A 13,130-nucleotide genomic window follows, 5' to 3' on the forward strand; every position below is an offset into this window, starting at 1 on the left:
TCACGCTCCCATCGGACAGCACGCGGCTTCAGGTTGAGCCGCGCAATGAATGGCCGATTCCGATTCTCCTCGTTGCAACTGCTGCGACCGAGGCAGCGCAGATTGATGCATCAGGACGGCGAGCGCCAGCGCCGCCAACCGGGCGGCCGGCGGATCGGCGCGGGAGCTGAGCACCACCGGCGTGGCGAGGCCCATGACGACGCCCGCCGCCGTGGCGCCGGCCAGATATTCGAGATTCTTGGTCAAGATGTTGCCGGAAACGAGATCGGGGACCAGCAGGATATCGACATCTCCGGAGACCTCCGAGACGATGCCTTTCTCGCGGGCTGCGACGGCTGAGATGGCGTTGTCAAAGGCCATTGGGCCGTCGACGATCGCACCTGCAATCTGGCCCCGTTTGGCCATCAAAGCGAGACAGGCCGCGTCGAGGGTTGATGCAATGGCCGGATTGACCGTCTCGACTGCGGACAACACAGCTGCCTTCGGTGTTTCTATGCCAAGGAGCGTGAAAAGCGCGATGGCGTTCTCAAGAATCTGCGCTTTCGCGTTGAGGTCCGGCATGATGTTGATGGCCGCGTCCGTGATCGCGAGGAGCTTCGGATAGGCTGGAATGTCGACCATGAAGACGTGGCTGACGCGGCGACCTGGGAGTCTGAGGCCGCGGTCCGTGTCTAGCAGGGCCCGCATGAAGGCATCGGTGTGAATGTGACCCTTCATGACCGCGTCGGCATCGCCGTTTCGGACGAGATCGACACCGGCGCGGGCCATATCGGGGTCGCTCTTTGCGGAGATGATCGCAGCCCGGTCGATCTCCACATTGGAGGAGGCTGCGCAGTCCAGAATCGCGTCGGGATCGCCGACGAGCCGGGGTACGATCAGGCCAAGCGCCACAGCTTCCTGAACCGTTTCGAGGACAAGGCCTTGATCGGCGGCGACCACGGCGACGCGGATTGGCGTGCGCTCCTTCGCACGTGCGACGAGATCCTCGAGAGTGGCGGGATGATCAACCATGGGCTCGCACATTCTCCTTTCCGGATGCGCTCAGAATGTTTTGCGTGTGACACGCGATGACCAACTCCTCGTCAGTCTTGAAGGCTTCGATGAGCACACCGCTGTCATCGGTCGATATGAGGTGTTGTTGACCGGCGTTCCGCTCCGCGTCGAGCGTGAGACCGAGATAGTCAAGCCCCTCGCAGATGCTGGCGCGGATTTCGGGCGAGTTAGCGCCGATACCGCCGGTGAAAATCAACCGATCGAGACCGCCGAGCGCGGCCGTCAGGCCAGCCAGGTGCCGGCGTGCATGGTGGCTGAAGAAATCGATCGCCTCCGCCGCCTCTGGAACGTCCCGCCGGGCCAGGAGATCGGCCATGTTGCGGCTCAAGCCGGACAGACCGAGCAGGCCCGATTCGGTGTAGAGCACCTGTTGAAGGGCGTCGGGAGTCATTTGCTTTTCGATCAGGAGGTGCAGGAGAACGCCGGGATCGAGATCGCCGGGACGCGTCCCCATGGGAAGGCCGGCAAGTGTACTGAAGCCCATGGTGGTCTCGACGCTGTGTCCGTTCCTGATCGCCGCCATCGACGCGCCGTTGCCGAGATGGGCAACAATGATTCGTTCCTCCGCAGCTGCGTCGCCGTCACGCCGGCGTACCTCGCCGATGACATACTCATAAGACAGGCCGTGAAAACCGTAGCGCCGGATACCCTCTTGCTCGAAACGGCGCGGCAAGCCGGTCAAGCGCGCCACGCGTGACAAGCCATGGTGAAACGCGGTGTCGAAGCAGGCGACCTGCGGGAGATCGGGCCGTTGTCGTCGGACCGCTGTGATGCCGGCCAGGTTATGGGGCAGATGGAGGGGCGCGAGCGGGACCAGTTGCTTCAGCCGGACCTCGAGCGCGGGCGTGACCACACGCGAACAATCACAGCCCTCTCCGCCATGTACCAACCGGTGGCCAACGGCAACGGGTGTCGCTTGCGTGTCGCGATCCTCGGCCCAGTTCAGAAGCAGGTCGAGGGCCGCGTCATGGTCGGGAATTGCCCGCGTTTCATCGACCAGTGCCGTCCTGTCCGCTGCCCTCACAAGGAAACGTCCTTCGTCGAAGCCAATGCGTTCCAGAGAACCCGACCAGGTTCGCTGGGGCTCGGCGGGAGCCGCGTCGAACAGCGCGAACTTGACGCTGGAGGATCCGCTATTGATGACCAGGATCGCGCCATCAACGGCCATCGTTCTTCGCCTCGCCTTCATTCCCTACTGTTCCCGCCGCGGATGTCTCCTGGCCGTAAAGCTGCCCGAACGCCTGTTCGTAGCCGGCGTCGCGCCACTCGCGGACCTCCTCGATCGCCCCGGAAAATTCGGCGAAAAGCTCTCGTTCCCTTTCCAGCAAAGGATGATCCTCGGGCAGCGGTTTCCGCGTCTTGGCAATACCATCTGCCAGAGCCGCGACACCGCGCATCCATGGGTTGAACGACTCGGAAAACAAGTAACGGCTCGTTCGCATCGGATGCAGCCACTTCAACGACTCCGCGGTCCATGGATTGCTCGCCATCTGAACCCACGGACTGACGAAGCTCCGGTAGAACGCCTCGCCCGCCTCGGAAACAGCCCGCACTTGTTCGAATGCCTGGCTTTGCTCCGGAAACTTCAGATCCTCGACCCGCCGCTCGTCAAACCGCACGGTGAATTGCGGCTTGTGGCAGTCGGGGTCGCCGCTCGGGTTGTCGATCTTCATCTCGTAGAGGCCCGGGGCGAGGGCTTCGATCTCATCGAGGTTTTCGAGAATGGCGCGATGTTCAAGGCGGGCGACCTTGGCCGACACGAAGATGCCGAGATGGCCCACATGCGGATTGGTCAGATAGACGATCCGTTGACCCGCCTTCTTCAGATCGGCCGTATCCTCATATACGGTCGGAATCCAGCCCAGAGCCTGATGCGGCGGCGTGATGTTGTCTCCGTAGGAGGCAAAGATGACCAACGGATTGCGGATGCGGCGCAAATCGGCGATGCAGCCGTCGCAGATGCGCATGATGCCCTGTTCCAGCTTGTTGCCGATGAACAGGTTTTCGACGATCGCCAGTATTTCTTCGCGGCTGAGGAAATAGAACCCGTTCCACCAGCGCTCGAACTCGAGGAAGCGCTCGCTCTCGGTATCGACCTTGTGGAACAGACCGGCGTATTTCTCCCAAATAGCCTTTTCCGGCTTCAGGTTCTCGAAATTCAGGGCCAGCCACGCGCCATCGAAGCGGCCGTTGCCGAGATCGGCCGTCAAATGCGTGAGCCAGGCGCCGCCGAGCAGTCCTCCGGTCACCCGCATCGGATTGACGCCGGCCTCGCCTGACCAATAGGACAGCGGCGAGCCGTTCAGCACAGCAGGGCCGACCAGACCCTCACAGTCGGCCGAGAGCAGAGTCATCGCCCAACCGGCCTGACAGTTGCCGTAAAGGACAGGCGGCGTGCCGGAATGGCGTCCGGCGACCTCCTCCACGAAGCGCCTGAGTGCATGTAACACGTCGGCCAGTGTCTGGCCGGGCGATGGCTCCGGGAAAAAGATCACGAAATATGTTGGATGCCCCTCGTGGAGCGCCATGCCGACTTCGGAATCGTGCTTGAACCCGCCGATCCCCGGCCCGTGCCCGGCGCGCGGATCGACCACGATGACCGGCGGCTTGTCGGAATCGACGCAGTCGTCCCAGCAGTCATCGCCGACTTCCGTAATCCGCAGGAGCGCATAGTTCGCGGGAGGCTCGAAGCGCCGTGCGTCGAGGATCGTCTCGTATTTGAAGTCGAGCAACGGCGGCAAACCGGCGCGTTCATGCTCGAGCATATTGTCGGCGCGTTGTCTGAGCGTGTCCCAGAAAAGGATCGTCCGCTGCCAGAGGTCGACCTGGTAGTCGACGAGATCCTGGCCCGGCAGTCGAGCGTCCGAAGCATCCCCCACACGCTTCTGACGCCGGGCATCCGCCTGGCTTACCAGTTTAAGTGCGGGTGCCCGTTTGTCGCCGGCATCGGTTGTGGCTTTTTGCCTCTTTGCCGTCGTCATGGCCGGCCTCCCCGGCCACTGTGCGCGGCAAAGAAATTGTAAAGCGGCGCGAAGACCAGTGCTACATACCAGCCATAGGCGAAGCTCTCGGCCAGGCCGAGGAAAAAGCTCTGCCAGCTCAGCCAAGTGAAGCCAGGAAGGAGCCGGAACCAGCTTTGATACATCGCCTGGCCGGGAAACAAAAGGTCGAAGCCGACGCAAAGAGCGAAGGTGACGGCCAGGAAGAGGCCTAGGCTCAAGCCGAGCGCCATCACGGGTATTCTTGAAGCAGACTGAACCGGCAGGGGCGTCCCCGCGCGCGGCGGCGTCCTCGAAGAGATATTGAGATCAGACATGGCGGTCCTCCAACTGGGGCGTCGGCGTCTCGGTCTTGGCACCGGGTCCGACATATTGCTCGGGCGCAGCCTCAAAGCGCTCCCGGCATTCCCGCGAGCAAAAATAATAAACATTGCCGTCATGGACGCTCGGCTTGGCCTTGTCGGTACTGACGGTCTTGCCGCAGACGGGATCGACGTCCTTGGTTGGGGGAATCCACCGCAACTCCTCGGCATTCTTTTGCCGGCTGTGGTTCGCATCGCCGTGCTTGGCCTTGCCGTGCCCATGTCCCATGACATGGGCGCCGCAGCCGAAGCGCATCATCACGAAGATGATCACCGCCCAGATCAGGAAGTAGAAAAGCGCGTTCATGAACCCTGCCCGCGACTACTTTTTCGCTGCGCTTGTCTTCGAGGCTGCGGTGCCGTCGTTCTCCGACCGCTTCACGGCAGCGCTCTCGTCGTCCTGGCCCGCCGCCGCTCGGCTCGCCTCGTGCACCAGCCCGGCGCAGCATTTGGACGTGATCTCGGCAAGCTCCCCAACATGGCTGGCGAGCGCCCCGAAGAGATCGCGATAGGCCTCGGCTTGCCGTTCGAAAAGAGCCTTTGGATCCGAAGCGTTTTCGCCAGGCTCGAACGCCGCGCTCATCTGGCCGACGCGGGATTCAAGGAATTCGGCCTGGCGCCTAGTGACCGCTTCCGTCGTGTCGAACATGAGATTCGTCATGCTCCGGAGCGCTTCAACATTACGCATTTGCAGGGCCGTGATGGCTTCGAGGTCGAGCCCCCGATACTGCAGAACTGCGGGATTGGTGGGTTTGGATGTGTTTGGCATGGTCGTCTCCTTCGGATGGTCCATCAGATTGAGAACGGGTGACCTGAAGCTGGTGCGCGACGGCGCGCCAATGTATTCAGGCCGACGTTCAGATAGACGGTCCGGGGAGCAATTCGTTACAGTTCGGAGGGTCCTTCCCCGATCTCCGCACGAACATGGCCGGCGTAGTCGCACTCGCAATCGAGATAGCCATGAATTGGGCAGGTCCGACAGGTCTCTTCCAGCCGCTGCCGCAAGGCCTGGCGGGCCCGGTGCAGACGCACGCGAAAATTGCTCTCCGTGATGCCGAGCGTGCCAGCGATACTTTGGCGGGACTCGCCGATCAAGTCGGCGCGCCACAAGATTTCCGCATACTCCGACTTTAGGGTCGGAAGAAGTTTGTAAAGGCACACACAGACAAAGAGATCGAGATCGCTCTTGGCTTCGCCGGTCAAGAGCACCGACTCCAGATAGTGGTATTCCGCGTCCCTTTGACGCTTCTTGCCTTGGGCGCGGTAATAGTCGACTAACGTCGTCTCCAACACCCGGCGCATCCAGGCGCGCAGCTTTTCCGTGTCGCGAACATCGCCAACCCGGGCAAGCACCTTGACGTAGAAATCGTGCAGAACGTCGGCGGCCTCCTCTTCATTGCCGAGCCGCCGCGCGAGAAAGCGAAAGAAGTCCTGCTGAATTTCCACCATGACTGCATGGACGGCGTCTCGTGGTGAATCACTGTCTTGATCGTCAGTCATGTTCTCTCCCGGCCTCGTAGATATGGCGAGAGATCATTTTCACCTGTTGCGACATAAATCTCGAAAATGGCGTGATCGCCGGATGATGAGCGGGGCTTGGCAACTGCTCAGTGACCGCCATGTTTTTCCTCCGCGGTCCAGCGCGACAGAAAGACGCGCTCATAGGCGAACACTGCGGCGATGGCGGCAACCGCGATGACCACGATAAGCGGATCTGATTGCAGCTTTATGGCGCCAAAGACGCCGAGCACGAGCGCGTCGAGCGCGATAGCCATAATCAGTACCCAGCCGCTCGCGTCGATCTCGTGGCGCAGGCGGCGGAACACGCCCCAATGGATCAGGATATCCATCACCAGGTAGAAGAAGGCGCCGAGCGATGCGATGCGGCTGAGATCAAAAAGCACCGTCAGGACTCCCGCAATCACCACGGTGTAAACCAACGTGTGCTCGCGGATCGGACCGGACATGCCGAAATGACTGTGGGGGATCATCTTCATGTCGGTCAGCATCGCCAGCATGCGCGAGACGGCAAAGACACTGGCGAGCAGCCCCGAGGCGGTCGCGACAACAGCAAGCGCGATGGTGAAATAGAAACCGTAAGGACCGAGGGCCGGTTCGGCTGCCTCCGCGAGCGAATAGTCTTTCGCGGCGACGATCTCGTCGAGCGAGAGACTGGAACCGACCGCGAACGCGACCAGCAGATAGACCACCACGCAAATCGCGATTGAAATGATGATCGTGCGGCCGACATTGCGATGCGGATCGACGATCTCGGCGCCACTGTTGGTGATCGTCGTGAAGCCCTTGAATGCGAGGATCGAAAACGCGATCGACGCCGTGAAGCCGGCGATCGGGATGGATTGCGACGACCCTGACGCCGGCTCGAAGGTGAAGCCGCCGGCCACCAGCGCGGCAATGCCGAAGGCGGCGATGCCACCGATTTTCAGGAATGCCATGACGACTGAGAACAGGCCAACGGAGCGATTGCCCGATATGTTAACAAGATAGGCGAAGACGATCAGCCCGACGCCAAGCGCGGGCACGAGAATGCTGCCTGCCTCTAATTCGAATGGCCTGAGAACGTAGGCGCCGAAAGTCCGCGCGACGAGACTCTCGTTGATCACCATGGAGAGCGCCATCAGCAAAGCGGCGGCGGCCGCAATTGCCCCCGGCCCATAGGCCTTCTGCAAGATCATTGCGATTCCGCCAGCGGACGGGAAAGCATTCGACATCTTCACATAGGTATAGGCGCTGAATCCGGTAACGATCCCGCCGGCGATGAAGGAAAGCGGAAACCACGGGCCCGCAAGTTCTGCAATCTGACCGGTAAGCGCGAAGATTCCCGCTCCGATCATGACGCCGGTGCCCATCGAGACACCGCCGGTCAGAGTGATGCTGTTCGCCTGGTAATCAGATTTCATCAGATCCTCTCGCCCACTCTATAGAATATGGGCATTCCTATACTGCACATTGTCTCTGCCGTTCTGCCCACACCAGAAATATTCTATGAGCATTTGGAAGGCTAATTCATACTGTCCGTATTTTGAGGTGGCATCGGGGCCGACTTGAACCTCTTGTCCGCGTTGCCGCGAGTCGGCTCGGTGCAGGATCGCCACGGCCAAAGACGTGCCATCGCGATATATATGAAGGATCCCGACCAAGCGATCAGCAACAGGCCGTTCAAGGCCTCAACGCCGGTGATGAAGCGGAGGTGATCAGAAGGAAACACATCGCCGAGCCCGAGCGAGGTGTAGCTCACGATCGAAAAATAGAGGTAGTCGAGCGGCTCGGCGACGGCCAGGCCGCCGAAACCGCCGAGGGCGAGGACGCCATCACCAAGCGCATAGGCGACCGCATAAATCCCAATCTCGATGAGATGCGCTGCGGTCACCATAAGAACGATGACCAGGATACGCACACCAGCGGTCATCGCGATGCGCGCCATGCCACCGGACAGCCAACGCAGAACCGCATAATGAAATAAGAACGTCAATATGGCGAGTGACAGCGCCAGTATTGTCGCGACAAGCATTTTGGCCCCTATCCTTCGGCATTCTTGTTTTTAAGTATCTTTGTGGCCGCTTGAACGCGGAGAAAACGGCATGAAGCACTATGGTCACGCAGCGACGGTAGGTTTGAACGGCATCTTCAAGCTACCTGCCCGTCACCTGCGGATCCGACAGTCAGCATCAGGACGTCCGCTCCAAGGTGAGTGCGATGCCCTGCCCGCCGCCGATGCAGAGCGTCACCAAGCCCCGCTTGACCCCATTGCGCTCCATTGCATGCAGGAGTCGCGTCGTCAAAACGGCCCCCGTTGCGCCGATCGGATGACCGTGGGCAATAGCGCCGCCTTCGACGTTGACGATGTCTTGTTCGATTCCGATCTCACGCGCGAGCGCAACGGCAATGGCGGCAAAGGCCTCATTGATCTCGACGCGGTCGAGATCGCCAACGCTCCAGCCCGCCCGCTCCAGAGCCTGAAAGACGGCCGGTACCGGTCCGAGGCCGAACATGCCGGGATCGACCGCGCCCACACCGTAGGAAACCAACCTGGCCATGGGTTTAAGACCGTTCTTCTCCGCCCAAGTCGCCTCGGCGATTATCATCGCCGCCGCGCCGCTGTTGAGTCCCGGCGCATTGCCAGCCGTAATCGTACCCTCCTTGCGGAAGGCAGGCCTGAGCTTGCTCAGACTGTCGAGGGTCGTGTCGGGTCGGTTGTGTTCATCGGCGTCGAATGTGGTCGTCTCCTTACGAGTCTTGAGTTCTACCGGAGCGATCTCTTGCTTGAAATTGCCAGCAGCCTGCGCCTCGGAAAAGCGCCGCTGAGAGCGTTCGGCCCAGCGATCCTGATCTTCGCGCGTAATCTGAGCCTTCTTCACCAAGTCTTCCGTGTGCCAGCCGGAGTGCTCGCTGGAAAAGGCGTCGTTCAGGCCGTCACGGAGCATGCTGTCGTGCATCTGGGCATCACCCATGCGATAACCCCAGCGCCCGTTTTGAACGATGTAGGGGGCCTGGTCCATGTTCTCCATGCCGCCGGCGACCGCGCAGTCGATATGTCCGAGCATGATCTCCTGGGCCGCCGAGGCGATCGCCTGAGCCCCAGAGCCGCACACCCGATTGACGGTCATCGCTGGCACGCCAACCGGAATGTCAGCACCGATTGCCGCCTGGCGTGAAGGGTTCATTCTGGCGCCCGCCTGGATCACCTGTCCCATGACCACGGTTTGAACGAGCGAGGGATCGACGCCCGACCGCTCGATCGTCGCGCGGATCGCCGTTGCGCCGAGCTCGGTCGCCGGCAGATCTTTCAAGGATCCTCCATAGGTGCCGATCGCGGTGCGCACGGGGGTACAAAGCATAACCTGCTTGTGAGTCATCGGTGTGCTTTCCTTCTTGTCTCGCTTGAGTGGATTGGTTCCTGATTCCGCTCAGATCAGGTACTGGCCGCCATTGACGGTCAGTGTCGAACCCGTGATGAAACCCGCGTCGTCGCTCGCCAGAAACACCACGGCCCGGGCAATTTCCTCGGGTTGGCCGAGGCGGCCGACCGGGATCTGGGCGACGATGCTATCGAGAACCTTAGGGGGAACGTCGGCGACCATGTCGGTCTCGATATAGCCCGGGGCAATGGCGTTGACGGTGACGCCTTTGGCGGCGCTCTCGAGCGCTAGCGCCTTGGTGAATCCCAGAAGACCGGCTTTCGCCGCCGCATAGTTGGTCTGGCCCAGTTGGCCCTTCTGGCCATTAATCGAGCTGATGTTGATAATGCGGCCGTAACCGCGCTCCCGCATCGGGGAAATGACGGTGCGGCACATAGTGAAACAAGCGGTCAAATCGGTATCGATTACCGCGCGCCAGTGCTCTGACGTTAATTTATGGAGCATAGCGTCGCGGGTGATCCCCGCATTGTTCACGAGAATCTCGACCGGGCCATATGCGGTGGTGATTTTCGCGACGGCGGCGGCGCAGGCCTCGTCATCGGCCACATCCCATTTGAAAACAGGGATGCCCGTTGCCGCCTTGAAGTCTTCGGCCGCCAGATCGTTGCCGTGGTAGCTAGCGGCGACCGTATAGCCCGCATCGCGCAGGGTTCTGGCAATCGCGGAGCCGATTCCGCGCGTGCCGCCGGTCACCAATGCCGTTCGTCCCATGATTTCAACCCCCGTAAGAGATACCAGCCGCTCTGCAACGGCCGTTGCAGCCTTGTGCGAAAACTGCAGATTGCGTTGTGTCGCGTTGGGCAAGGTCTTTGATCACGTTCATTCCTCCTGACGGGCTCAATCCTTCGGGGTCCTCCATGTCTAGAAGACGATGCCCGGCTGGCTCCGTTACACAAGGAGCGCTGATCGCATAGTCGTTCGACGGGAAGGAAAGCTCCGACCCGCTCCGGTGGCCGTGAAGGATTTGTGTAACTTTCGGCGACCCATTCACGTCTTATGTGACGCCAATGAAAATCCGGGTGGGCACACCGTCCCGGTTTTGAGCAGCGGAGGAGCGAGGCCAAGTGATCGAGACGATGGAAGATGGAATCCGTGCCGCTTCAAAAGCCGGCCTGATTGATCCAGATAACGAACAGCTCGTTCATCCAGAAGGGTTTTTAACCCCAAGGTGCCAGCCATGCCGACGCCAGCGCGACAGCCTTGATGGTGGCGTTTTGGCGGCACACAAAGGCCGGAACGGAAATAGCGACGGGGAGGGAGATTCTGGGTGTCCACCGGACTCGGACGGCTCCGACGACACCGAGATGGAGGCAATTCTGCAGGAGTTTATCGAAACGCTTATGCGTCTCTTGGAACCCCGCTACGCCGAGGTGGTGTGGCGCGCGGAAATTCTGAATCATCCGCCCACCAGGATCGCCACAGATCTCGGTCTCAGCGAACAGATAGTCATCAGACGACTTCAGCTAGGCCGCCGGACCCTCCTACACCTCGTCATGTTGACGCTGGAACCCCCTCTTGAGGTTTGATGCCCAAACATTTTGACTGTTCCGTGCTGGGAAATAAAACGGCAATCAAGAATTTACTTGGAATCGACAGTAGCGACAGATCAATTGGCAATAACTCTCGAGTTTCTGCGAATTTACCCCTGTCCCGTCCAATCAAGGGATGAGATAGGGGCTGATCTCGAAGAGGGGAGTGACAGGTCGTCTGATGCGATGCAATGATCCTGGATCCTTTCACGCTGAAGCCGGTGGTAGCCGCGGGAGCGTCTGCCTCGCCGTGGCGCGAAATGAACGCAGAACTTTGTAGTCAAAGAGTACGTGAAGAGAGGATAGAATCAATGAGCCAAGCCCATAGCGGCCATGCCGGCCACATGCCGTCAAGCGGACGGGGAATGGTGATCTCGGCTTGGCTGACCGGCATCTATTTCGTAATCGAGATGGGCATCGGCCTCTGGACGGGCTCGATCGCGGTGATTTCCGACGCCTTCCACACCTTCTCGGCGGTGGGTGGCGTACTAGTCGCGATCGTCGCCGCCAAGCTTGCCCGCCGCCCCGCCGACGAGGATCGCAGTTTCGGCTGGTACCGCGCCGAGATTATCGGAGCGCTCGTCAATGGCGGCTTCCTTCTGGGCATGGCGCTCATCGTGATCGTAATGGGTGCGATGCGGCTGTCCGACCCGATCGAGCTGCCTACCGGGCCGATGCTTTGGGCCGCGGCGGGCGGGCTTTTCACCGAGTTTATTTCGCTCGGCTTGATCTGGAAGCAGAGCCAGAGCGACCTGAACGTGAAAGGCGCACTTTGGCACATCATTCAAACCTTCGTCGGCAGCCTGCTCATTATCGTGACGGCACTCGTGATTCAATTCACCGGGTTCCTGCTGATCGATCCGATCCTTGGTATGGGCTTCGGCTTCGTGCTGCTCTGGGCCAGCTGGGGCATTCTGCGCGACGCTGCTCACCTATTGATGGAAGGCACACCGGCCGACGTCGGCCTGTCCGATGTCACCGGCGCGCTGGAGCAGGTCGAAGGCGTTGCGAATGCCCACCACGTTCATGCCTGGGCTCTGACCAGCGGCCGTTACGTCTTCTCCGGTCATGTGCGCGTCGCCGACGAGACCGATCCCCAAGCGGTCCTGGCGGCAGCGCACGCCATGCTCAAAGAAAAATTCGGATTCTTCTTCGTCACCTTGCAGGTCGAGGACACCTGCCTTGATGAGTCCGGGGCTGAAGCCATCGACGTGACGCGCACGGCAGGGGGCCGCAGCCGGAAATGAAGATCGTTCTCCTGCTCCTGCTGATCACGCTATCGGAGGCCACAATCGGCGTGTTCGTGAAGCTCACCGACGGACTGATCCCGATCCAGACGCTGAATTTCTACGCTCTGAGCTTCGCGGCCGCCTTTCTGATGGCGGTCATGCCGCTGGCGACCGGCCGGCCCTTGCGCTTTCCGAAAGGCAACCTGAAAGACACCGCGATCATCGGCGTGCTGATCGCCACGCAGATCAGCGTTTTCAACTACGCCATGACGCTGGTGCCCATCGCCAATGCGGTGATCTTCTGGAGCGTCGCGCCCTTCTTCGTGTTCATCTTCTCGGCGCTGTTTCTCGGCGAAAAGGCACGCAAGAGCTACATCCTGATCTTCGCCGTCGCGCTGACCGGTATCGTCCTCGCCAAGCCGCTTGAGGGCGGCCACATGGTCGGCAACCTCGTCGCACTCGGCGACGGCGCGATCTACGCCGCCATGGTCACCTACATGCGCTACGAAGGAAAGACCGAGGCCGGCAACGACATCGCCTGGTCGATGCTCGCGGGGGCGCTGATCCTGTCGCCAGCGCTCATCCTCGCCGGCCCCGGCACGCCCGCCGCGACCATCTCCTATGCCGCACTCGGGATGGACCTGCCGGTGATGCTCTGGGCAGCGGGGCTGGGCATCGTCTCGACCGGCTTCGCCTATTTCGGCATCTCCATCGTCCTCAAGACGCTCAACGCCAATGTCTATGCGCTCGTCGATATCATCGTCTCGCCGGTCGTGGCGTCAACGCTGGGCTACCTTATCTTCGCCGAAATCCCGGCGCAGGGCATGATCTATGGTGGCGCATTGCTGCTCGGGGCCGGTTTCTGGTTGACCCGCGAGATGTCGCGCGGCGCGGAAAACCGGGCCGTTCATCCCTGCCAGTGTGCGTGAACCGAACGGATCAACTCGTGTGAATCCAATCAGCAACGACACGAGACTTGGCAGACAAACGCCAGTAGGTCGTGATGGTGGTGTCGCGG

General features: G+C 60.8%; 14 protein-coding genes. 3 read left to right on the forward strand and 11 right to left on the reverse strand.

Features of this window, described 5'->3' with window-relative positions; translation table 11 throughout:
• From TEF_15830 to TEF_15880, 11 genes are all read right to left on the reverse strand, one after another.
• Positions 1-1,011, reverse strand: coding sequence for a phosphate acetyltransferase (locus TEF_15830; GenBank protein ID ANK83542.1), 1,011 nt, complete (start codon positions 1,009-1,011; stop codon positions 1-3).
• On the reverse strand, positions 1,004-2,221 hold the full coding sequence (locus tag TEF_15835) for an acetate kinase (GenBank protein ID ANK82094.1): 1,218 nt from the start codon (positions 2,219-2,221) through the stop codon (positions 1,004-1,006). Before TEF_15835 ends, TEF_15830 begins: the two co-directional genes overlap by 8 nt.
• Complete coding sequence (locus TEF_15840) at positions 2,211-4,034, reverse strand: poly(3-hydroxyalkanoate) synthetase (GenBank protein ID ANK82095.1); 1,824 nt, start codon at positions 4,032-4,034, stop codon at positions 2,211-2,213. The genes TEF_15835 and TEF_15840 overlap by 11 nt, the downstream gene beginning before the upstream one ends.
• Positions 4,031-4,285, reverse strand: a complete 255-nt coding sequence (locus tag TEF_15845) for a hypothetical protein (protein ID ANK82096.1) — start codon at positions 4,283-4,285, stop codon at positions 4,031-4,033. The genes TEF_15840 and TEF_15845 overlap by 4 nt, the downstream gene beginning before the upstream one ends.
• Positions 4,286-4,361: 76 nt before the next feature.
• Positions 4,362-4,721 (reverse strand): cation transporter, encoded by a 360-nt coding sequence (locus TEF_15850; GenBank protein ANK82097.1) that lies wholly within the window; start codon positions 4,719-4,721, stop codon positions 4,362-4,364.
• Positions 4,722-4,736: 15 nt separating this feature from the next.
• Positions 4,737-5,207: a hypothetical protein gene (locus tag TEF_15855; protein ANK82098.1), complete on the reverse strand. Its 471-nt coding sequence runs from the start codon at positions 5,205-5,207 to the stop codon at positions 4,737-4,739.
• Between the two features lie 92 nt (positions 5,208-5,299).
• On the reverse strand, positions 5,300-5,938 hold the full coding sequence (locus TEF_15860) for an RNA polymerase subunit sigma-24 (protein ID ANK82099.1): 639 nt from the start codon (positions 5,936-5,938) through the stop codon (positions 5,300-5,302).
• 83 nt (positions 5,939-6,021) lie between these two features.
• Complete coding sequence (locus TEF_15865; GenBank protein ANK82100.1) at positions 6,022-7,335, reverse strand: amino acid permease; 1,314 nt, start codon at positions 7,333-7,335, stop codon at positions 6,022-6,024.
• A gap of 101 nt (positions 7,336-7,436) precedes the next feature.
• Positions 7,437-7,946, reverse strand: a complete 510-nt coding sequence (locus TEF_15870) for a hypothetical protein (protein ID ANK82101.1) — start codon at positions 7,944-7,946, stop codon at positions 7,437-7,439.
• Positions 7,947-8,103: 157 nt separating this feature from the next.
• The gene (locus TEF_15875; protein ANK82102.1) at positions 8,104-9,291 is read right to left on the reverse strand and encodes an acetyl-CoA acetyltransferase; all 1,188 of its coding nucleotides are present in this window, start codon (positions 9,289-9,291) and stop codon (positions 8,104-8,106) included.
• A gap of 51 nt (positions 9,292-9,342) precedes the next feature.
• The gene (locus TEF_15880; GenBank protein ID ANK82103.1) at positions 9,343-10,065 is read right to left on the reverse strand and encodes a beta-ketoacyl-ACP reductase; all 723 of its coding nucleotides are present in this window, start codon (positions 10,063-10,065) and stop codon (positions 9,343-9,345) included.
• A gap of 503 nt (positions 10,066-10,568) precedes the next feature.
• On the opposite strand from TEF_15880, the gene TEF_15885 reads away from it, so the two are divergent.
• The 3 genes from TEF_15885 to TEF_15895 all read left to right on the forward strand — a co-directional run bounded on the left by TEF_15885 (position 10,569) and on the right by TEF_15895 (position 13,041).
• Positions 10,569-10,880: a hypothetical protein gene (locus tag TEF_15885; protein ID ANK82104.1), complete on the forward strand. Its 312-nt coding sequence runs from the start codon at positions 10,569-10,571 to the stop codon at positions 10,878-10,880.
• A 314-nt stretch (positions 10,881-11,194) separates the two neighbouring features.
• The gene (locus TEF_15890; protein ANK82105.1) at positions 11,195-12,130 is read left to right on the forward strand and encodes a zinc ABC transporter; all 936 of its coding nucleotides are present in this window, start codon (positions 11,195-11,197) and stop codon (positions 12,128-12,130) included.
• A complete protein-coding gene (locus TEF_15895; GenBank protein ANK82106.1) occupies positions 12,127-13,041 on the forward strand; it encodes a hypothetical protein in 915 nt (304 codons plus the stop codon). The genes TEF_15890 and TEF_15895 overlap by 4 nt, the downstream gene beginning before the upstream one ends.
• Positions 13,042-13,130: the final 89 nt, after the last annotated feature.

The organism is Rhizobiales bacterium NRL2 (assembly GCA_001664005.1).
Classification (GTDB): Bacteria; Pseudomonadota; Alphaproteobacteria; order Minwuiales; family Minwuiaceae; genus Minwuia.